This window comes from Streptomyces sp. ISL-43 (assembly GCF_018614195.1).
Classification (GTDB): domain Bacteria; phylum Actinomycetota; class Actinomycetes; order Streptomycetales; family Streptomycetaceae; genus Streptomyces.
In genome coordinates this window covers 69,191-90,388 of the sequence record NZ_JAGGOT010000011.1, presented here as the reverse complement: position 1 = coordinate 90,388, position 21,198 = coordinate 69,191, and the positions used below count along the sequence as shown (strand labels likewise).

Annotated in this window: 17 protein-coding genes; 8 read left to right on the top strand and 9 right to left on the bottom strand. The window is 73.3% G+C overall.

What is annotated here, in order from left to right; genetic code table 11:
* Nucleotides 1-9: 9 nt before the first annotated feature.
* Nucleotides 10-702 (top strand): metal-dependent transcriptional regulator, encoded by a 693-nt coding sequence (locus tag J7F03_RS07150; RefSeq protein WP_214947804.1) that lies wholly within the window; start codon nucleotides 10-12, stop codon nucleotides 700-702.
* Between the two features lie 396 nt (nucleotides 703-1,098).
* Entirely contained in the window at nucleotides 1,099-1,971 is an 873-nt protein-coding gene (locus J7F03_RS07145) for an alpha/beta fold hydrolase (protein ID WP_214947803.1), read from the top strand.
* 330 nt (nucleotides 1,972-2,301) lie between these two features.
* Here the strand turns inward: J7F03_RS07145 and J7F03_RS07140 are convergent, their stop codons facing one another.
* The 3 genes from J7F03_RS07140 to J7F03_RS07135 form a co-directional block, all read right to left on the bottom strand.
* Entirely contained in the window at nucleotides 2,302-3,792 is a 1,491-nt protein-coding gene (locus tag J7F03_RS07140; protein ID WP_214947802.1) for a dienelactone hydrolase family protein, read from the bottom strand.
* A 435-nt stretch (nucleotides 3,793-4,227) separates the two neighbouring features.
* A complete protein-coding gene (locus tag J7F03_RS42290) occupies nucleotides 4,228-4,566 on the bottom strand; it encodes a hypothetical protein (protein WP_308379199.1) in 339 nt (112 codons plus the stop codon).
* Nucleotides 4,567-7,356 (bottom strand): BTAD domain-containing putative transcriptional regulator, encoded by a 2,790-nt coding sequence (locus tag J7F03_RS07135; RefSeq protein ID WP_308379198.1) that lies wholly within the window; start codon nucleotides 7,354-7,356, stop codon nucleotides 4,567-4,569. It abuts the gene before it with no gap.
* 148 nt (nucleotides 7,357-7,504) lie between these two features.
* Between J7F03_RS07135 and J7F03_RS07130 the strand changes: the two genes are divergently transcribed.
* Nucleotides 7,505-8,674, top strand: coding sequence for an NADP-dependent oxidoreductase (locus J7F03_RS07130; protein ID WP_214947801.1), 1,170 nt, complete (start codon nucleotides 7,505-7,507; stop codon nucleotides 8,672-8,674).
* Nucleotides 8,671-9,267, top strand: coding sequence for an NAD(P)H oxidoreductase (locus J7F03_RS07125; RefSeq protein ID WP_214947800.1), 597 nt, complete (start codon nucleotides 8,671-8,673; stop codon nucleotides 9,265-9,267). Before J7F03_RS07130 ends, J7F03_RS07125 begins: the two co-directional genes overlap by 4 nt.
* A 50-nt stretch (nucleotides 9,268-9,317) precedes the next feature.
* Here J7F03_RS07125 and J7F03_RS07120 read toward each other — a convergent pair whose 3' ends face one another.
* From J7F03_RS07120 to J7F03_RS07110, 3 genes are all read right to left on the bottom strand, one after another.
* On the bottom strand, nucleotides 9,318-10,946 hold the full coding sequence (locus J7F03_RS07120; protein WP_214947799.1) for a transporter: 1,629 nt from the start codon (nucleotides 10,944-10,946) through the stop codon (nucleotides 9,318-9,320).
* Nucleotides 10,947-11,020: 74 nt separating this feature from the next.
* Entirely contained in the window at nucleotides 11,021-11,893 is an 873-nt protein-coding gene (locus tag J7F03_RS07115) for an ABC transporter ATP-binding protein (RefSeq protein ID WP_214947798.1), read from the bottom strand.
* 185 nt (nucleotides 11,894-12,078) lie between these two features.
* The gene (locus tag J7F03_RS07110) at nucleotides 12,079-12,759 is read right to left on the bottom strand and encodes a bifunctional DNA primase/polymerase (protein ID WP_214947797.1); all 681 of its coding nucleotides are present in this window, start codon (nucleotides 12,757-12,759) and stop codon (nucleotides 12,079-12,081) included.
* 220 nt (nucleotides 12,760-12,979) lie between these two features.
* On the opposite strand from J7F03_RS07110, the gene J7F03_RS07105 reads away from it, so the two are divergent.
* Both J7F03_RS07105 and J7F03_RS07100 read left to right on the top strand, forming a co-directional pair.
* Nucleotides 12,980-14,359 (top strand): transcriptional regulator, encoded by a 1,380-nt coding sequence (locus J7F03_RS07105; protein ID WP_214947796.1) that lies wholly within the window; start codon nucleotides 12,980-12,982, stop codon nucleotides 14,357-14,359.
* A gap of 266 nt (nucleotides 14,360-14,625) precedes the next feature.
* Nucleotides 14,626-16,143, top strand: a complete 1,518-nt coding sequence (locus J7F03_RS07100; protein ID WP_214947795.1) for a hypothetical protein — start codon at nucleotides 14,626-14,628, stop codon at nucleotides 16,141-16,143.
* Nucleotides 16,144-16,182: 39 nt separating this feature from the next.
* On the opposite strand, the gene J7F03_RS07095 is transcribed toward J7F03_RS07100, so the two are convergent.
* Nucleotides 16,183-17,544 (bottom strand): ABC transporter substrate-binding protein, encoded by a 1,362-nt coding sequence (locus J7F03_RS07095; RefSeq protein WP_214947794.1) that lies wholly within the window; start codon nucleotides 17,542-17,544, stop codon nucleotides 16,183-16,185.
* Between the two features lie 260 nt (nucleotides 17,545-17,804).
* Between J7F03_RS07095 and J7F03_RS07090 the strand changes: the two genes are divergently transcribed.
* Complete coding sequence (locus tag J7F03_RS07090) at nucleotides 17,805-18,251, top strand: hypothetical protein (RefSeq protein WP_214947820.1); 447 nt, start codon at nucleotides 17,805-17,807, stop codon at nucleotides 18,249-18,251.
* A gap of 28 nt (nucleotides 18,252-18,279) precedes the next feature.
* Entirely contained in the window at nucleotides 18,280-19,161 is an 882-nt protein-coding gene (purU, locus tag J7F03_RS07085) for a formyltetrahydrofolate deformylase (protein WP_214947793.1), read from the top strand.
* A 46-nt stretch (nucleotides 19,162-19,207) separates the two neighbouring features.
* Here the strand turns inward: purU and J7F03_RS07080 are convergent, their stop codons facing one another.
* A complete protein-coding gene (locus J7F03_RS07080; RefSeq protein ID WP_214947792.1) occupies nucleotides 19,208-20,500 on the bottom strand; it encodes a maleylpyruvate isomerase N-terminal domain-containing protein in 1,293 nt (430 codons plus the stop codon).
* Complete coding sequence (locus tag J7F03_RS07075; RefSeq protein WP_214947791.1) at nucleotides 20,497-21,075, bottom strand: sigma-70 family RNA polymerase sigma factor; 579 nt, start codon at nucleotides 21,073-21,075, stop codon at nucleotides 20,497-20,499. The genes J7F03_RS07080 and J7F03_RS07075 overlap by 4 nt, the downstream gene beginning before the upstream one ends.
* Between the last annotated feature and the right edge of the window lie 123 nt (nucleotides 21,076-21,198).

The window sequence follows — 21,198 nt, the reverse complement described above, 5'->3', positions numbered from 1 at the left end:
GGGGCACGAATGTCCGGACTGATCGATACCACGGAGATGTATCTCCGCACCATCCTCGAGCTGGAAGAGGAAGGTGTGGTCCCCATGCGCGCCCGTATCGCCGAGCGGCTCGACCAGAGCGGCCCGACGGTGAGCCAGACGGTGGCGCGGATGGAGCGGGACGGCCTGGTGGCCGTCGCAAGCGACCGGCACCTGGAGCTCACCGAGGAGGGGCGGCGGCTGGCGACGCGCGTGATGCGCAAGCACCGCCTCGCGGAGTGCCTGCTCGTCGACGTCATCGGCCTGGAGTGGGAGCAGGTGCACGCCGAGGCCTGCCGCTGGGAGCACGTGATGAGCGAGGCGGTGGAGCGGCGGGTGCTGGAGCTGCTGCGTCACCCGACCGAGTCGCCGTACGGCAACCCGATCCCGGGTCTCGAGGAGCTGGGGGAGAAGGCCGAGGCGGACCCGTTCCTGGAGGAGGGCATGGTCAGCCTGGCCGAGCTCGACCCGGGTGCCGAGGGCAAGACCGTCGTCATCCGCCGGATCGGCGAGCCGATCCAGACGGACGCGCAGCTGATGTACACGCTGCGGCGGGCCGGCGTGCAGCCCGGCTCGGTGGTGAGCGTGACCGAGTCGCCGGGCGGTGTGCTCGTCGGCAGCGGTGGCGAGGCGGCGGAGCTGGCGGTGGAGATCGCCTCGCACGTGTTCGTGGCCAAGCGCTGAGGGTCGCCGTGGGGGTGCTGGGGGTCGCCGAAGGGCGCTGACGGCCTGAAACAGGGCGCTGACGCACATGCGTTCGGTCGGGTCGCCTCTGCGAGCGAATCCCGCCGGTGTCGGTCGGCGTGGAGCGGTGCGGATGGGTATGGATGTGGGTGGTCCCGGCGCCTCGCGGCGCCGGGACCAGTCCTCCCCTGTCTGACCTGGAGCCCCGAGCTCTCAAGGTCATCCCCTTCGGACCGTCTTCCCCGAGCGGCCCGCCTCCCTGTTGAAAGGATCTCCATCGGCAGCGCCGGCCAATCCTTGAGCAAGGTCACTCGAAAGAGCGGTGTTGTCGGCCAGAACCCCGTTTTCGAATGGGGGTTCGATACTGTGGCCGAGAGCGAAGGGGGTGCATCCGCGGTGGTACAGCGCTTCGATGTGACAGGGGCCGATGGCGTGCGCCTGGCCGCCTGGGAGTTCCGGTCGGCGGCCGCGGAGTCGCCGGAGGAGCCCGCGGCCCTCTTACTCCACGGCCTGATGGGCCGCGCCTTCCACTGGGCCGGCACCGCCCGCTGGCTCGGCGCGAGCCGCCGCGTGGTGGCCTTCGACCAGCGCGGTCACGGCCAGAGCGAGCGTCCCCCGGCCGGATCCGGAAGCTCCACCTCCTATGCGCGGGAGGCCTTCGTGGCCGATGCCGAAGCCGTCATCGAGCAGCTCGGCCTCGCCCCCGTGGCCCTGATCGGCCACTCCATGGGCGCGCTCACGGCCTGGCAGCTCGCGGCCCGGCGCCCCGACCTCGTCGCGGCCCTGGTGATCTGCGACATGCGGGCGTCGGCCCTCGGGGAGGCCTCGCAGCAGGAGTGGGAGGACTGGTTCCGCCGCTGGCCCCTGCCGTTCCCCACGCAGGACGCCGCCCGGCGCTGGTTCGGCGAGGACGATCCGCGTGTCGAGCGCCCGGATCCCGGCCGCGGGGCGTTCTTCGCCGAGGTGATGCACGAGGCCGACGACGGCTGGCGCCCGCTGTTCTCGCGCCGCCAGATGCTGACCGCGCGCGAGACGTGGGTCCACGACGCGCACTGGGAGGAACTCGCCCAGGTCCGCTGCCCGACCCTGGTCGTCCGCGGCCTGGACGGCGAGCTGGGCCGCGCGGAGGCGCAGGAGATGGTCCGCGTCCTTCCCGCCGGCCAGTACGCGGAGATCCCCGACGCCGGCCACTACCTCCACTACGACCAGCCGACCGCCTGGCGCGAGGCGGTCGAGCCCTTCCTCAGCGGCATCAAGACCTCGGCGTGACGGCGGGTCGTGACGACAGGGTGTGACGGCCGTTCGTGACGGCGGGGCGTGACGGGAAAGAAGGGCCCGCCCCCGCCGGGTGCCCCGCCCCTGCCGGGTGCCTGTCCTGTGACAGGAGACCTGGACGGATTGCCATTGAAGATGGATCACCGGCTGGTTCATGTCATCGATCTTGGACGGCAGATGTCCCTGGGTATGTGCGCTCGCCGGGACCTTCGCCCCGGTGGCTTCGGTTCAGCCTCAGCAGTTGCAGCCGGGGCGGAGATCGGGTCGGCCTGGGACCAGCCCAGGATGGCGTTGCGGATGCCTCGGCTGCCGTGGCACAGCTGATCAGCGGCTGTTGTCCGGGTCGTAGACGCTGAGGTCGCCGTAGGCAGACAGAACGCGGGCCAGGTCACCGGGTTTGTGCCGCAGGGTGGTGTCCAGGAAGGCGAGAGTGGTTGCTGCGACGACGTGCGGGCTCTCGGTTCGGTCCAGGGAGCCGACGATCGAGGGCACAGGCGGCAGGTACAGGGGGCCGTCCATGAAGGTGAGGTGTGCGGCGCCGGGGATGGTGAGCCGGTAGCTCGTCGCGGTGCTGAGCTTGAGGGCCTCGGTGAGGCGGGGTATGTAGTGCGGGTCGGTTCCGGGGGTGATGGCCTGGGTGAGCGCGAGTGTCGGCTGGTGGAGGGACGGGGAGGTGGGGCCGTGGGGGTAGCCGTCCAGATCGATGACGGCGTCGAACCGGTGGTCCTGCCGGGCTGCTTGCAGAGCGGCGGCGCCACCCATGGAGTGGCCGGTGACCGCGACCCGACTGGTGTCCAGGCGTCCGGTCAGCGGGCCGGTCATCTCACCCCGGTCCAGATGGTCCAGCTGGGTGAGGACGAAGCCGAGGTCTGCGGCCCGAACAGCCGTCCAGTCAACCGCCAGCCTGTCGTCCTTGTCCCGGTCTCCGGTGGAGGCGATCTCGGTGTGGATCGTTCGGCCGTCGGCGAGGACGACGGCGGCGGAGTCGTACGGGTGGTCGAGGGCGGCGACCACATAGCCGTGGCTGGCCAGTTCCTCCGCCCAGGCGGTGTTCTGGGTACGCACTCCGCCCGACCCGGGAGAGAACAGCACGACCGGGAACCGTTCGCCCCCACCGGCCACCGGGGCGTTGAAGACCGCATGGGTGTGGGCACGCGGGACGCCGTCGACCAGGAAGCCAGGCAAGCCAACCTGGCGGGCGAGGGCATCGGAAACGGTGCGCGCCTCGTGCTCCGTGCGTCCGAGGTACTGGGCCCGCTGCGCGCCTGCGGGGCTCTTTTGCGCGGGATACCAGAGCTGGACCACGACCGTGCGCCGGTCGTGCGGATCGGCGGTGAAGCTCTCGGGGCGGCGTTGGTCGGTCCACTGCTCCACGCGGGTGCCGACCGCGAAACGGCCGGACGGCTCGGGGAACACGGGTACGGGGAAGGCCCATGCGGCCACCGGACCCGTGGCAATCAGGCCGATGCAGGCCACCGACCCCGGCAACGCCAGCCACCATCGGGCCCGCCACGTCGGCCGGCCGGTACGGCGTCGCAGCAGGGGAGAGAGGGCGAACGGCAACGCGACGGCAGCGCCTGCCAGCACCGGCAGCATCTGCCAGCGGATCCCCACCACACTCAGCACGATCGCGGACAGTACGAGAATCGCTCCCGCCGCGATCGTGACGCGTGGGCGGGCAGCGGGGGGAAGCCAGCGCGCCACCACCAGTGCGACGCCACCCAGCAAGGCAAGAAGTTCCAGAGGGGACATGTACAGCCCCGCGATGATCTCGGTCACCCGGCCATCCTCGGGGCGGGGCACGGGATGCCACATCGGTCCCGGGTCGTGATCGCATGCGACCGGAGTCGCAATCTGAGGCATGTCCCTTGCGACCAGAGTCGCATCCAGGCATCTTGCCTGTGCAACCGGAGTCGCAATCGAGCACGCCAGGTGAAGGCCGCTTTGTGACCGCGGAAGGTAGCGGGGCTCCTCCTGCGGTCGTACCTAGGCACGGTGCCATCAGGCGGTGGACTCATGTGCTTCGCGGGCTCGCGTGCACCGTGGCCGCAGTCCACGCCGGGGAGCGCGGGGTGTGCGCTCCTTGTACCCGACGGCTCCGGCTGCACGCGGTGTCGGCGATTCGGTCACGCGGCTGAGGCGCGCTGCGTACTCCCTCGAGGAACGACTCGCCACGACTGCCTGATCAGTCCAACTTCAGTGGCAAACGATCCAACTTCGATGTCAGAGGACAGTGCCCCGCCCGGCGGGTCAGGGCCGGGCGTCCAGGAGCGCGAGCTGTTCCGCCGGGGGAAGGGCCTCGCCCGCCGTGAAGGCGGCGGCGAAGGCCTCGGCGCCCAGAGCCGTGCGGGCTCGGGCCGTCGCCCGGTCGGTGTCGGCGCGCTCCGCCGCCGGGAGCGGGGTGCCCACCGAGGCGCGCAGGGCCGTGGCCGTGCCGAGGAGGGATGCCGCCCGGGCGGGCGGGAGTATGCCCGCCAGGCCTTCCAGGGCCATGGCGAGCGCGCGCGGGTCCCCCGTACGCAGGGCCGCCGCGAGGCCTTCGCGGTGGAGGGACTCCGCAGCGGCCGGGTCGCCCCGCAATTCCGCCACCTACCCGAGCTCCGCCAGGATCAGCGCCGCCCCGGAGTCCACCCCGAGCCGCCGGTTCCAGCCGAGCCACGGCCGCAGCCGGGCCTCGGCGCCGTCCAGGTCGCCGCCGCGCCGCGCGCCCAGGGCCAGCCCGAGTTCCGCGAACTGCTCCGCCGGGCGGTGGCTCTGCTCCACCGCCAGCCGCAGGGCCCGCTCGTGCAGCTCGGCCGCGCGCCCCGCATCGCCGGTCAGCAGCGCGATCCGCCCCTGCCGGGCCAGCCGGAAGGAGGCGTGCGTCCACAACTCCAGCTCCTGCGCGTCCCGTACGCCGTCCTCGTGCAGCCGCGCCGCCGCCGCGTAGTCCCCGGTCACCTCGGCGAGGACGCCGAGCTGCTCGGAGGCCTGCAACTGCCCCCACCGGTCACCGAGCGCGGCGAACATGGCCGCGGCCGCCACCGCGTTGCGGCGCAGCTCCACGAGGTCGCCGTCGTAGAGCGCCCGCGTCCCGAGCGTGAGCAGCGCGACGGCTTCGCCCCACCGGTCGCCGGCTTCGCGGAACAGCCCGGGGAGCAGGACGAGTTCGCCGTCGGGGAGCCCGGAACCGAAGCCGAGCCGCGCGTAGGCCAGCAGCCACCGCCCCCGGAGGTCGGCTCCGGAGAAGTCCCGGCCCAGCTCGCTGTCGTCGCCGCCGAGCAGCGCGAACGCGGCGTGCCGGACCGCGGCCCCCGCCGCGCCGGTGGCCTCCGCGGCCTCCCTGACGCGGCCGCGCAGGAACCAGTACCAGGACTGCGCCTCGACCAGCCGCCGCCCCAGCTCGCCACGACCCGCGTGCTCCAGCGCGGCCCGCGCGTTGAGGCCCTCCCGGTCGAGCCGCCGCAGCCATTCGCCCTGTTCGGGTCCGTGCAGCCGCTCCGCCGCGCGCTCGGCGAACCCGGTGTAGTACTCCGCGTGCCGCTGCCGGGTCGCCGCCGTCTCGCCGGCCGCGTCCAGCCGCTCCAGCCCGTACGCCGCGACCGACTCCAGCAGCCTGAGGCGCGAGCCCCCGTGCGCGGAGTGCCCGTACGCCGCGACCACCAGCGAGCAGTCCACCAGCCGTGTGGCCAGGTCGAGGACCTCCTCGGCCGGTACTTCCCCGCCCGCGCACACCTCCTCGGCCGCCTCCAGCGTGAACCCGCCCGCGAACACGGCCAGCCGGCGCAGCACCGTCGCCTCCGCCGGAGACAGCAGCTCCCAGCTCCAGTCGATCACCGCGCGCAGCGTGCGCTGTCGGGCGGGGGCGTCCCGCCGCACCTGGTTGAGCAGCCGGAACCGGTCGTGGAGGCGCTCCGCCAGCGCCTCCACCCCCAGCACCCGCACCCGGGTCGCGGCCAGCTCCAGCGCGAGCGGAATCCCGTCCAGCCGACGGCAGATGAGCGCGACGGCCTCGGCGGTTCCGGGCCCGAGGGCGAAGCCGGGGGCGGCGGCGGCCGCGCGGGCCGCGAACAGCTCCATGGCCTGCTGCTCCGCGAGCGGCGCGACGGCTTCGAGCACCTCGCCCGCCAGCGCGAGCGGCTCCTGGCTGGTGGCGAGGACGCGCAGGCCGGGGGCGTGGCGCAGCAGCCGCTCGGCGAGGGCGGCGGCGGCCGGGAGGACGTGTTCGCAGTTGTCGAGTACGAGCAGTGCCGTGCGCCGCCGCAACGCTTCGGCGAGCCGCTCCTCGAGGGAGCCGCCCACCGCGTCGTCCTCGCGCAGCCCGATCGCGGCGGCCACTGTCTCGGACACCAACCCGCCGTGTGCTCCGGCGAGTTCCACGAACCACACCCCGTCCGGGTAGGCCTCCTCCAGGCGCGCCGCGGCGGCGAGCGCGAGCCGCGTCTTTCCGACCCCGCCGGGCCCGGTGAGCGTCACCAGCCGGCCGGCCGCGAGCGCCGCGCACACCCGGGCGACGGCCTCCTCGCGGCCCACGAGCGAGCTGACGGGGGCGGGCAGGCCGCCGGCGTGGGGCCGGATGCGGGGCGTACGAGGCTCCGCGCGCTCGGCGCCACCTGCCGACCCCATCCGTCCTGCGGCCCCCGCGAGTTCGGGGTCCTGCCGCAGGATCGCCTCGTGGAGGGCCGCGAGCTCCGCACCGGGGTCGATGCCGAGTTCCTCGGCGAACAGCTCGCGCAGTTCCCCGTAGACGGCGAGCGCCTCGTTCTGCCGCCCGGCGCGGTACAGGGCCCGCATCTGGCTGCCGCGCAGCCGCTGGCGCAGCGGGTGCTGTGCGGCGGGGCCGGCCAACTCATCAGCGAGTTCCCGGTGTTCGCCGAGTGCGAGCCGGGCCTCGGCCAGGTCCTCGTACGCCGTGATCCGCTGCTCCTCCAGCCGGGCGATCGCCGCCCGGGTGAACTCCGCGTCCCGGAAGTCCGCGTAGGCCTCCCCGTGCCACAGCCCGAGCGCCCGCGTCAGGATCTCCGCCTTGGGGCGCGGCTCCGCCTCCTCACGCGCGGCCGCCGCCAGTTCCGCGAACCGCCCGGCGTCCACGGCCCGCGCCGGTACGTCCAGGGCGTAGCCCGCCGGACCGTAAGCGACCAGGGCGCGGGCGCCGTCCTCGGCCTTGGCGAGGGTCCGGCGGAGCTGGGAGACCTTGGTCTGGAGGGTGTTGCCGGGGTTGCCGGGGGCGTCGCCGCCCGCGTCGCCCCACAGGTCGTCGATCAGCCGGTCCACCGGCACGGGCCGCCCGTCGCGTACGAGGAGGGCGGTGAGCAGGGCCCGTACCTTCGCTTCCGGCACGGGGACGGGGGTCCCGTCGTCGGTCCGTACGGTCACTGGCCCCAGCACCTCGAAACGCATGCGCCAACGTTACTTCGGGTCCGTCGGCACGGCGTGGGCGGAGGGTTCGAGGCCCGTGCGCGGACCGTGCGTGACCCGTGCGCGGCCCCGGACATGGTGTTCCTGTGACCGCGACCGAGCGGCCACGGCAACCGGAAGGCAGAGCCTGATGACCAGCACCGCCACCACCCCCGCGACGGCCCCCGCGACGGCCCCCGCCCCCGTCTCCCGTGAGATCCGCCTCGCCGCCCGCCCCGTGGGCGAGCCGGGCCCGCACCACTTCGCCCTGGTCGCCACCGAGGTCCCGGAGCCCGCCGAGGGGCAGGTCCTCGTCCGCAACACCTGGATGTCCGTGGACCCGTACATGCGCGGCCGGATGGACCACGCACCCTCCTACATCCCGCCCTTCGCCCTCGGCACGGCCCTCGAAGGCAGCGCGATCGGCGAGGTCGTCGCCTCCCGCGCCGCGTCGGTGCCGGTCGGGGCGACCGTCTCGCACTTCCTCGGCTGGCGGGAGTACGCGGTCCTCGACGCGGCCGCCGCCACCGTCGTGGACCCCGCGATCGCGTCGCGGTCCTCGTACCTCGGCCCGCTGGGCACCACGGGTCTGACGGCGTACGCGGCGCTGACCCGCACCGCCCCGGTGAAGGAGGGGGACGTCGTCTTCGTCTCGGCGGCGGCGGGCGCGGTCGGCAGCGTCGCCGGGCAGCTGGCGCGCCGCCTGGGCGCATCCCGGGTGATCGGCTCGGCGGGCGGCCCGCTCAAGACGCGGAAACTGCTGGACCGCTTCGGCTACGACGCCGCCGTCGACTACCGCCGGGGCGACCTGGCCGGCCAGCTCGCCGAGGCGGCCCCCGAGGGCATCGACGTCTACCTCGACGCGGTCGGCGGTGACCACCTCCAGGCCGCGATCGGCGCGATGCGCCAGGGCGGACGGATCGCCATGGTCGGTGCGATCAGCGGCTACAACGCCACCGCGCCGGCGGTGGGCCCGGACAACCTCTTCCAGGCCGCCGCCCGCGAGGTCACCCTGCGCGGGATGCTCGTCTCCAGCCACTTCGACCTGTTCCCGGAGTGGATCGGCCGGGCGGCGGGATGGCTGGCGGACGGCAGCCTGTACACGGAGGAGACGGTCGTGGACGGCATCGAACACGCCCCGGAGGCCTTCCTCGGCATGATGCGCGGCGCGAACACCGGCAAGATGCTGGTCCGCCTGGAACCGGCATTCCCGGCTTCCTCTACGGCCGACTCCGCCACCGTCACCGCCACCGACTCGGCCGCCGCTACCGACTGGGCTACCGCCACCGCCGCCACCACCGACTCGGTCGACGCCCGATGAGCGCCGCCCTGGTGGTCGTGGCCCACCCCCGCACCGACTCCCTCACCGCCCAGCTGGCCCGCCGCGCCGTGGCCCGCCTGGAGGCCGACGGCCACACGGTCGACGTACTCGATCTGCACGCCGAGGGCTTCGACCCCCGCATGGGACCCGAGGACGAGCCGGACTGGTCGGACCCGGGCAAGGAGTACTCCGCCGGGACCCGGGCGCACATGGCCCGGATCGCCGCCGCCGACCTGCTCGTGGTGGTCTTCCCGCTCTGGTGGTTCGGCCTGCCGGCCATCCTGAAGGGCTGGATCGACCGGGTCTGGAACAACGGCTTCGCCTACGGCCGCCGCCTTCCGGCCCTGAAGGGCAAGCGGATGGTCTGGATACCGCTGGTGAGCTACCCGGAGGCGAAGTTCAAGGAGCTGGGCTGGGACGAGCCGGTGAACCGCCTCCTGAGGGTCGGGATCTCGGAGTACTGCGGCATCGACGGGGCCACCGTCCACTTCGTCTACGACTCCCTGAGCGCGGGCGCGTCGGCCCTCGCCGAGGCCGACGCGGCCCTCTCCGGGACGTCTTCCGTGGTCCCTGGGCTGCGGCCCGGATCGTGATCACCGGCGGTGATCACCGCCTGCCTCCGCCAGGTCCGGCCGACCGCGCGTCAGCCCTTGCTGACCGCCAGCAGGATCTCCGGGAGCCTGCGCGCCACCGTCGGGGCCGCGAGGCGCAGGCCAGCCCAGGCGGCCAGCGTTCCCCAGACCACGCCCAGGGGGAGCAGGATCCAGGCGAGCGACTGGTGTTCCGCGACGTTCAGGTACACGGTCAGGGCGATCACCGGGGCGCAGATCACCGCCGAGGCGACCAGCCCGCCGAAGAAGCCCATCCACGCCAGGGCGCCCTGCCCCGGGGCGACGTTCTTGAAGGCGCCGTCCGTCGGGATGGAGTACGGGAAGCGGGCCGAGGCCACGGCTCCCGTGCAGAGCATCGAGCCGAGCAGGGCCAGCGCCAGGCCCAGCGCGGCCGGGAAACCGGTCCAGTCGCCGACCAGGGCGGCCGTCACCACCGTGACGAGGACCGTGTACGGGATGGTGACGAGCGCGATGGCCAGGGTGCGGGCGCGCAGTTCCCCGTACGCGTCGCGGGTGTTGGAGATGGTCTGCGCGACCATCCAGAACGCCGAGGTGTCCTGCCCGAACTGGTTGTACGTCTGGACGCCGAGCATGCCCGTCCCGAAGCAGGCCAGGTACACCGAGCCGCTGCCCTGCAGGGCGTTGGCGACCGGGATGATCAGGCCGATCGCCAGGGCCGACACCCACGCCGCCTTGGTCTTCGGGTCGCGGACGATGTAGCGCAGCGTGCGCTGCATGGCCGCGCCCGTCCGGTTGTCGGGGAGCGGGGACCAGCGGCCACCGCTCGCGCTCGGGGCTTTCTCCGGCTTGGCCGCCGCGATCGTCGAGCCGTCCGGGGTGACCATGAGCTTGGTCAGGCCGCGCTCCCAGAAGCGGAGCAGCAGGACCAGGGCGGCGACCGTGACGGCCAGTTGGGCCGCCGCGACGGCGTACGAGCCCTCGCCGGCGGAGTCGACCATGCCGACGGCCGTCGCGGGCGGCAGCCAGCGGACGACGGCCTCGGCCGGCTCGAGCTTCTCCAGGCCGCCGTTCTGGAACAGCCGCTGGCCGGCGAAGTTCGCCACCTGTGCGCCCACCGCGATCAGCAGGCCGCTGAGCAGCGCGAGGTCGCGCCCCTTGCGGCTGGTCAGCAGCCGTACGTTGGCCGTCGCCACCGCCCGGGCGAGTGCGACGCAGCAGAGCAGCAGGAGCGGCACGGCCAGTACGGCGGCCACCACGCCCGCGGCGCCCCGGGCGAGGGCGATGGCCGAGCCGACGGCCAGGCACAGCGTGAACAGCGGCCCGACGCCGACGAGGGAGGAGGCCAGCAGGGCCCGTACGAGCGGACGCGGGCGCAGCGGCAGCATGACCAGCCGGCTCGGGTCGAGCGTCTCGTCGCCCGTGGGGAAGAACAGCGGCATGAAGGTCCAGCCGAGGGCGAGGACCGCCGCCAGCAGGACGACGACCGCGCTCGCGTGAGCGTTCCCGCGCAGCAGGGCGAGGCTGAGCGTGACGAAGAAGGCGACGACGAGGGCGAAGGCGAGGGCGCCGAAGTAGGCGGCCTTGCGCTTGGAAGAGCCCTTGAGGCCGTTGCGGAGGAGGGAGAGTTTGAGGCGGACGAAGATCGGGGTGAGGGGGACAGAGGCGACGGCGGAGCCGGTGCCTGCCGGCGGGGCCGACATGACCGATGCGGATCCCGATCCCGATCCCGATCCCGGTCCCGGTCCCGTTGCCGTTCCCACGGGTGCTGAGGTGTTCATCGGACGCCTGCCTCGTTGCCCGCGCCGTTCGCGCCCGCGCCGCCTCCGAGCCAGTCCAGCGACTCGCCCGTGGCCCGGCCCTGTGCCCCGACCAGTTCCAGGAACGCGGCCTGCAGCGAGGGCGCGTCGCCCCGTACGTCGGCCAGCGGGCCCGCGGCCCGGATGCGGCCCGCGGCCATGACGGCCACCCAGTCGCACAGCGACTCGACGAGCTCCATGACGTGGGAGGAGAAGACGACCGTGGCCCCGGAGGAGGTGTAACGTTCCAGCACTCCGCGGATGGTCTGCGCGGACACCGGGTCGACGCCCTCGAACGGCTCGTCCAGGAACAGCACTTCGGGGTTGTGCAGCAGCGCGGCCGCCAGGCCGATCTTCTTCCGCATGCCCGTGGAGTAGTCGACGATCAGCTTGTTCTGCGAACCGGCCAGGTCCATGACGTCCAGCAGCTGCGTGGCCCGGCTGTCCGTCTCCGGGCCCGTCAGCCCCCGCAGCCGGCCCATGTAGCCGAGCAGTTCGCGCCCCGAGAGCCGCTCGAAGAGCCGCAGCCCCTCGGGTAGTACGCCGATCCGGGACTTCACCTCGACCGGGTCCGCCCACACGTCGTGCCCGGCGACGATCACCCGGCCCATGTCCGGGCGCAGCAGCCCGGTCACCATCGACAGCGTCGTCGTCTTTCCGGCGCCGTTCGGCCCGACCAGGCCGATGAACTGCCCGGCGGGCAGCACCAGATCGATCCCCGCGACGGCCACCTGGTCGCCGAACCGCTTCCACAGACCCTCTACCCGCACGGCGGCCGCGGCGGACGGCGCGGATCGCGCACCGCCATCCGTACCGTCGGTCCCACTCGTCGCAACGCCCTGGTCCGGCATGCGCCTGCCTCTCGTTCTGTTCCCCGTGTCCTGCTTTTCTCACCATAGGAGGAGGGGTGGAGGGCAGAGCAGTTACGTATGTCATGTGTTTCCCGGCGGGCGGGGCGCGCCCGCCCGCCGGGACCGCGGGGTCTCTCCGGGGCGGGGACCAGGCACCGCGGGCCCGGCGAGATCCGAGAGACGACCTAGGCGCTGCGCCGGGCCCGCTCCGCCGCCGCCTCGCGGCCGCACGCGTAGGCGAGCGCGTCGATCAGCTCCTCCACGTCGGGCAGCCACCGGTTCGCGGCCGTCGGCGGCTGCGCCCACTGCACCGAGCCGCGCCCGCCGATCCGGGTCGGGGGCGCGGCGACGTACTCGCCCTCGCCCCGTGCGGCCAGGTCGAGTTGGGACGGCTGCCAGCCGATCTTGCGCAGCAGGTCCGGCACCTTCGTCCCGGCGCCCGGCAGGACGAAGAACAGCATCCGGCCGGCGGGGGTGGCGATGACCGGTCCGAGGGTGCGCTGCATGCGCTGGAGCCGGGCCAGGGCCAGGAAGCCGGCCGCGTCGGGCACGTCGAGCGCGTCGAAGGTCCGGCCGGTCGGCAGCAGGATGGAGGCCTTCGGGTTCTTGCCCCAGAGCCGGCGGACCTGCACGGCGCTGCCCGAGGCATGCGAAGTCCAGTCCTTCACCGCCGGGTGCGCACCGGGCGCCGGGCAGTCCGCCGCCCCGCACGAGCACTGCTCCCGCCCGTCTACGGACTCCAGCCAGGCGCCGGCGAAGACGTCCCAGTGCCGTTCTTCCGTGTACCGCACGGCATGGTCCAGCAGCGGCTCACTGCGCTGCAGGGGGATGGGCGCGGTCTCCGTGACTCCGATGGTCTTTTCCACGTGCAACACAACTCTTGCGGTCACCGGGGGTTACGGGCGTAAACCCGCCGGGGAGCGGAGCATCGATCCTGCATACGGGGCGCATCGGTGCATCGCGGGGGGCGCGTGGGAGGCCGGGGCGCCGGAGGTGGGTAGCGACACGACGCAATGGGGAAGATTCCCCGCACATCAGGCGGGAAGTGATCATTCCAACGATCACCCGCGGCCACTGGGGGTTTTCATGGCAGCCAGGCCTCTCGTCGCCCGCCAGCCGAACGAACGGCTGCAGGCGCTCATCCAGGAAGCCGGGTGCTCCAATGCCGGGCTCGCCCGGCGCGTCAACATGTGCGGGGCCGAGCACGGCCTCGACCTCCGCTACGACAAGACGTCCGTGGCCCGCTGGCTGCGCGGCCAGCAGCCGCGCGGCCGGGCACCCGGCATCATCGCCGAGGCGCTCGGGCGCAAACTCGGCCGGACCGTCACCATCGACGAGATCGGCATGGCCAACGGCAAGAACCTCGCCTCCGGCGTCGGCCTGCAGTTCTCCCCGACCGTCGTCGGTGCCATCGAGCAGGTCTGCGAGCTGTGGCGCAGCGACGTGGGGCGCCGCGACTTCCTGTCCGCGTCGAGCGTGGCCTCCTCCGCGCTGGTCGAGCCGAGCCGGGACTGGCTGATCACCGGGGCCGACGCGCAGGTCGCCCGCAGCGGCGGCTCGCGCGTGGGGATGTCGGACGTGGAGGCCGTCCAGGCGACCACCGAGGCGCTCAAGGACCTCGACCACCGCTTCGGCAGCGGGCACGTGCGGCCGGTCGTCGTGCACTACCTCAACTCGGTGGTCTCCGGGCTGATCGGCGGCTCATACCGGGAGCCCGTGGGCCGCGCGCTGTTCGCGGCGGTCGCCCGGCTCACGGAACTGGCGGGCTACATGGCCGTGGACACGGGCCAGCCGGGGCTCGCGCAGCGCTACTACATCCAGGCCCTGCGCCTGGCCCAGGCGGCGGGCGACCGCGCGTACGGCGGCTACGTACTGGCGGCGTCCATGAGCCACCTCGCCGCCGAGCTGGGCAACCCGCGGGAGATCGCGCAGCTCGCGCGGGCCGCGCAGGAGGGGACGCGGGGGCAGGTCACGCCGCGCGTGGAGGCGATGTTCTACGCGGCGGAGGCGCGGGGGCACGCGCTGATGGGCGACACCCGGGCCACGGCGGTGCTGTCCTCGCGGGCGGTGACGGCGCTGGAACGGGCGGAACCGGAGTCGGGTGACGACCCGGCGTGGATCCGGCACTTCGACCAGGCGTACCTGTCGGACGAGCTGGCGCACTGCCACCGCGACCTGGGCCAGGCGGAAGCGGCGGTGAAGCGGGCGGAGGAGGCGCTGCGGGACCTGCCGGCGACGAAGGCGCGGCGCCGCGCGATCGGCATGCTGCTGCTGGCGGCGGCGCGGGTGCAGCAACGGGAGGTCGAAGCCGCCTGCCAGACCGCTGCGCAGGCGGCGGACGTCCTGTCGGGGATCCGCTCGCACCGCGGGGCGGTGTACCTGGAGGACTTCCGCTCCCGCCTGGACCCCTACCGGGAGGAACCCTCGGTCCGCGAGTTCACGTCCCGCCTGCAGCCGGTCCCCTGACCCCGACCCTGACCCCGACCCGGCGCTGTGCCCGCCTCTCCGGGGCTCCGCCCCGGACCCCGCGCCTCACACGCCGGCGGGGCTGTGTCGGCCCGGCGCGGCGGGGGTCGGTCGGGCGCGGCCCGGGCTTCGACGGGCCGGGTGGCGCCCGGGGCCAAGGCCCGGGCGGAGGCTCCGCGGTAGGGGAGGCCTGACGGGGGAGGGGGGTGACCGGGTAGCGTGGGCCGACGGTTCCGGAGTTCGGACAGGTCGGAGAGGGAGTCCCGGTGACGGAGAGCGGACAGGGCGGCAGCCCCCAGGCAGGCGTGCCGTGGGGCCCGCCGATGCCGGCGCAGCCGCCGACGCAGCCGCCCGCGCAGCCTGACGCGCAGCCGGAGCAACCGCAGGGCCAGCCCTCCTACGGGTACCCCGCGCCCGGCGGCCCCGCCTACGGCTACCCGCAGGGCCACGTCGTCGGCCCCGGCTACGAGGGTCCGGGCGACCCGCACGGCTACGGCTACCCGCCGCTCCCCGAAGCGGTCACCCAGTACATCCCGCCGGTCCCGGCCGCCCCGTCGCCCGGGGAGCCCGCCGCCCGGCACGGCGCCCCCGCGTCCGGGGAGTCCGCCGCTTGGTACGCGGCCCCGGGGCACCAGGAGGCCGCGACGCAGTACATCGCGCCCGTGCCGGCTGCCCCCGGGCACCAGGAGGCCGCGACGCAGTACATCGCGCCGGTCCCGGCTGCCCCCGGGCACCAGGAGGCCGCGACGCAGTACATCGCGCCGGTCCCGGCTGCCCCCGGGCACCAGGAGGCCGCGACGCAGTACATCGCGCCCGTGCCGGCCGCCGCCTCGCACGGGGAGTCCGGACCGCAGTACGGCGCGCCCGCGCACGACGAGGCCGCGACGCAGTACATCGCGCCCGTCCCCGCCGCTCCCGCGGACCCGGCCGCCGGGTTCGACGGGCTGTTCCGGGGTGACACGCAGCAACTGCCGCCCGTTCAGGAGCCGGTGCTCCGGCAGCCGCCGCCGCGCCCCTACCCGCAGCGGCAGCAGCACGCGCAGCAGCCCCACCCGCAGCAGCAGTACCCCCATCCGCAGCAGCAGTTCCAGCAGCAGCACCCACACCCGCCGCACCCCCAGCAGGGCTTCCAGCAGCCCGCACCCGCGCCCCGTAAGGTCTCGCCGGCGATCGTCGCCGCCGTCGTCATCGGCCTCGCCGTCGCCGGGCTCGGTGTCGGCGCGCTGCTCAGTGACGGCAAGGCGCAGAACAACGATCCCGGCGCCGTGGGAACCGTCCCCTCCGCCGGCGGCTCCGCGGCACCCGTCGGCGAGGCGCCGCTGGATCCGGCGCAGCCGCAGGCGGTCCAGCTGGACAAGCTCCTCGCGGACAGCAACGACAGCCGGGCCTCGGTGATCAAGGCCGTGGACGACGTCAAGGGCTGCCGCAACCTCGACCAGGCGGCCAACGACCTGCGCGGCGCGGCCCGTCAGCGCGAGGAGCTGGTGACCCGGCTCCAGGAGCTCAAGGTGGACCAGCTCCCGGACCACGCGAAGCTGACCGCGGCCCTGACCAAGGCCTGGAAGTCCTCCGCGGAGGCCGACAACAGCTACGCGTCGTGGGCGGACGACGTGAAGGGCGACGGCGAGAAGTGCAAGGACGGCAAGGCCAAGTCGACCGACAACGCCTCGGCCGGCAACAAGGCGAGCGGTGACGCCACCAAGGCCAAGGAGTCGGCGGCGGGCATGTGGAACGCGATCGCCGGCAAGTACAACCTCACCAAGCGGGACAAAAGCCAGCTCTGACCCCCGGCCTCGGCCCCGTTCTCGGCCCCGGCCCCGTCCTCAGCTCGAGCGCGGGGCCTGTTCCAGGGTCTTGGTCATGTCCGTGGTCTGCTCGCCCTGCTGGGCCACGAGGCGGCCCTGCTGGACGACCTGGAAGGTGACCTGGCCGTTCACGATGCGGGGGAAGCCGGCGACGGCGCGCATGTCCTGATAGCGCCAGCTGAGGTCGGGGGTCAGGCCGCTCGTCTTGACCGGTTCGGACTGGTTGAGCTTGCGCGCGAGGGTGCGCGCCGTGACCTCCTCGCCGGACTTGAACCGCTTCAGGGTCTCGCTGAACACCGTGTACGCGATCCACGTGGTCTGCGCGCCGCTGTCGTCGGGGTCGACCGTGTCGTCGCCGAAGGCCTGCTCGGTGATGACGCGGCGCATCGGCTCCCAGAGCGGATCGGCGGCGACCGGGTACCAGCTGGTGACGTACGCGCCCTCGAAGGGGCTCTCCTTGCCGCCGGTGCGGTCCACCAGGGCCTGGGTGATCGAGCCGAGCACGGAGGAGATCTGCGGCTTGCGGTTCTGGGAGTCGGCGGCGCGGCGGAAGGCGTCGAAGAAGGTCTCGGTGCGCGAGCCGAGTACGGCGGCCACGCAGCCCTTCTCCGTGGAGTCCCTTAAGGCCGCCCCGTCCTTCGCGGCCGCCCCGTCCTTCGCGGTGGCGCCCGCCTTCACCGCGGAGGTGTCGGTCAGTGCCTCGCGGGCCTGCGGGGAGAAGTCCGCGGAGTCCTCGGCGGCCCGGATGTCGCTGGCCTCGCCCACCTGGTTGGCCTTGAGGCCGGCGTTGAGCTGGAGGGGCAGGGCGTCGCCCGCGAGGGTGTCGGGGCGGACGAGGGCGACCTTGTCGCAGGCGCGGCCGAGCTGGTGGCCGGCGCCGGCGAGGAGGGCGGGCTGGCCGCCGTTGACGGGGTAGGAGAGCGGGGACTGGAACTCCTCGGAGGAGACCCCGTACCCGCCGATGAAGGGGATGCCCTCGGCCTCCAGCGGGGCCATGAAGGCACGCCCGTGCTGGCTGTACGAGCCGATGACGGCGACGGCCTTCTCCGCGATCGCCTTGCGGGCGCAGTCGGCGGCGCCGCTGGGCGTGTTGTGCTCGTTGCAGGTCAGGACGCGGAGCTTGTGGCCGTTGATGCCGCCCTTGGAGTTGACCCAGCGTTCGTAGGCCTTGGCCATGCCGGGCATGCCGGGCATGTTGGTCGCCTTGGAGTCCTGCGGTGCGAAGGTCATGACCGTGAGGGTGCCGCCGGTGGCCCCGGAGCCCCCCGGGCCCCCGGGGAGCACCCCGCATCCGGCGAGGAGACACGCGCCGGTCGCCGTGGCCGCGGCCTTGGTCAGGAGGGTTCGGGAAAGGGCTGTTGCGCGTCGCCGGGTGGTCATGTGCATGCACCATTCCCCGCGCGGGTAACCGAAGAGTGAGGTGTACACAACATCCGGTGACGCCGAGGTGAATTGCGGGTGGCGGGCACACGCGGAGCGGACAGCGGGCGGATATGGAGCGCACACGGAGCGAATGCGGAGTGCGCGCGGAGCACGCAAGGGCGCCTCAAGATCACGCAAGACAGGAACGTACGATCGAAAGCGTGACATTCGCCCAAGGTTCGAAGAACTCTTCCCGCCGCGGCGGCCGCTCCTCCACCATGGGCGGCATGCCCCTCAACGACATGCCGTGGTGGCGCTGGCGCAGCAACGTGCGCTCGGCGCTGCACATGCTCTCCGACCCCGTCTTCCAGGAAGACACCTGGCTGGCCGGCGCCGAAGGGTACGGGGACGTCACCGACGCCGTGTACCGGCTCGTCGAGGACACCTGGCTCGACAGCTGGTCCGCGGAGAAGTACGTCGGCACGATCTTGCGCGACTCGCAGGAGGCGGCCCTGGTCGACCTCGCCGTGCTGCGGGTGCTCCGGATCATGCACCAGATCGGCCCCGACGCCCCCGTCTCCGGCTACCTGGAGCACCACGCCTGGCCGGAGGCCGTACGGGCCGCGCGCGAGGCCCACGTACGGCTGGCGACGGCGGACGGGGACGACCCGGACGCGCGGCCGTCGTCGCTCGACGTGCTGCGGATCCTCACGCGCGCCGTGTGAGCTGCACGATGTGAAAGGCTATGCGGTCATGAGCGATGACCCGCAGCCGCGGCCCCAGGCCGCGCAGCAGTACGTACTGACCCTCTCCTGCCCCGACAAGCAGGGCATCGTGCACGCGGTGTCCAGCTACCTCTTCATGACCGGGTGCAACATCGAGGACAGCCAGCAGTTCGGCGACCGCGACACCGGCCTCTTCTTCATGCGGGTCCACTTCGAGGCGGACGAGCCGGTGACGGTGGACAAGCTGCGGGCCAGCTTCGCCGCGATCGGCGACTCCTTCCGGATGGACTGGCAGATCCACCGCTCCGACGAGCGCATGCGGATCGTGCTGATGGTGTCGAAGTTCGGGCACTGCCTCAACGACCTGCTGTTCCGCCACCGGATCGGCGCGCTGCCCGTCGAGATCGCGGCGGTGGTCTCCAACCACCCGGACTTCGAGGAACTGGTCGGCTCGTACGGGGTGCCGTTCGTGCACATCCCGGTGACGAAGGACACGAAGGCGGCGGCGGAGGCCCAGCTGCTGGAGCTGGTCCGTGCGGAGGACGTCGAGCTCGTCGTCCTCGCCCGCTACATGCAGGTGATCTCGGACACCCTGTGCAAGGAGCTGAGCGGGCGGATCATCAACATCCACCACTCGTTCCTGCCGAGCTTCAAGGGTGCGAAGCCGTATCACCAGGCGCACGCGCGGGGCGTGAAGCTGATCGGCGCGACCGCCCACTACGTGACGGCGGACCTCGACGAGGGCCCGATCATCGAGCAGGAAGTCGAGCGGGTGGGCCACGAGGTCACCCCGGACCAGCTGGTGGCGATCGGCCGCGACGTCGAATGCCGGGCGCTGGCGCGCGCGGTGAAGTGGCACAGCGAGCACCGCGTGCTCCTGAACGGAACCCGCACGGTCGTCTTCGCATAGCGGTCGGGCCCCGCCGCGCCGACCGGCCGCAGCGGGGCTGGAATGCCTACATGCGACTGAGCGAGGCCGCCGCGAAGAGGACGTCCCGGATGGCCTCGCGGTCGCCGTTCTGGCCGACCGCCGCGTCCTCCGGGAAGATGTGCCCCGCGGCAAGCTGGCAGAACTCGAAGCCGTCCAGGGCGATCCGGGCCACCGTGTGCTCCGGCGACGGCTTGGCCGCCGGGGAATCCAGCGCGATGTCCCAGCCGCCTCCGCCCGCGCCCTCGATCTCCAGGTGCAGGGTCCGGCCCGGCGCCCCCGCCGCGACCAGCCCGCGCGGCGGCGCCGCCAGACCCGCCCGCCGGCGCCCGGCCAGCGCCTCCGGCAGCAGGCGCGCCGCCAGGTCGATCATGCGGTGCAGGTGGGGAGCGGACGGCGGCTCGTACGGGTAGTCCACCGCGTCCGCGATGTCCACGGCGTGTACCCAGCACTCGAAGGCGCGCTCCAGGAAAGCGTCCCCGAGGGGGAGCGCGAAGGGTCCGTAGCCGACGGACAGTTCAGCGACGCCGCGGCCCGCGAAGGACACCGTGCGGACCAGGGTGTGGCCCTGCTCCCGCCACGGCTCGCGTACCCGCCGCGTGGTCGGGTACGGGGAGTCCTCCCAGAACTGCTCGGTCCGGCCCGTCGGTCCGGTCGAACGCACGTCCGGGCCCAGCGGGTCGTCGAGGCCCAGCGCCGCCGCGATCAGGCCGTCCACGGCCAGCAGGTGCCCGATGACCCCGGCGACCGTGGTCCGGCGCGTCTGGCGCCGCTCCTCCTCGAACCACTTAAGCCGGACCGGGGTGTGCCACTCCGAGTCCCCGAAGTCCCGTAGCAGCGCGTCGAGCCGCGCCGTCTCCGTGTCGTACGGATTCGCCCACACCGGTACGGGGATGCGGGCGGGCCGCTTGCCGAGGCAGTCCTCCAGCACGCGCGAGCGCAGCAGCGGCTTGAGGTCGAGGCTCTCCTCCGGGTGCAGGAGCCCCACGGCGTCGCGCAGTCGCAGCGCCTCCTCGGCGCAGGGCGCGCACTCGGTGAGGTGGTCCTCGACGGCCAGGGTCTCGTCGGTGGAGCAGGCCGCCAGGGCCCACGCGCCGAGCAGGGACTTCAAGACGGCGTGGGTGGGCGGGGGCGGCGCGGGCCGGGCCGGCTGCTCCTGCGCCCAGTCGCCGATCGCCGTGTACTCGGGGTAGTCGGCGGCCTGCGCGTACTGCGTGTAGTCGAGGTCGTCGGCCGCCTCGCGCGGGCCCGGTATGCGCGCCGGGCCGCCGCCGCGGGGCCGCTCGTACTCTTCGCCGTCTTCGCCGAAGGGGCTCGTCATCGAGGTGTTCCATATCCCGAGGTGCCGTGTCCGGGCGGGACGTTGTCGTCCCGGGGTACGGCATTGGCCGTCGACAGCAGCTGCAGGCCCAACCGCAGCCTGCGCCTGGCCTCGTCCTCGCTGATCTGGAGGTCGGCGGCGGCCTGGCGGTAGTCGCGTCGTTTGAAGTAGGCGAGTTCGAGCGCGGCCCGCAGCGGCGCCGGCATCGAGGTGACGATGAAGTCGGCGCGGGCGGCCGCGTTGGCGCTGCGGACCTTCTGCTCCAGCTCCTCGCGGGAGCCGCGCCCCAGCTCGGCCTGGCGCAGCCGGGCGACCGCCTGGCCCTGGGTGATGCGGGCGACCCAGGAGCGCATGGAGCCCTGCTTGGGGTCGTAGGCGTCCGGGTTCTCCCAGATGTAGCCGAACACCTCGCGGGTGATGCGGTCGGCGGCCTTCTCGTCGCCCAGGACCCGGTGGGCGAGGCTGTGCACGAGGGAGGCGAAGCGGTCGTAGAGCTCGCCGAGGGCGGCGGCCTCACCGCGGGCCAGGCGTTGTTGCATGCGGCGGTCCCAGCGCGGTGGTACGTCCTTCGCCATCGTGCCCCCAGCCGGATTCCCGGATTCGCAGCCGTGTGTCGACGACTCGAATGTAGTCGGCACACAGGGATGTGCGCCCGTTTTGCGAGAACCTCGCCCCAGATGTGCGCCCTGCGTGATAGT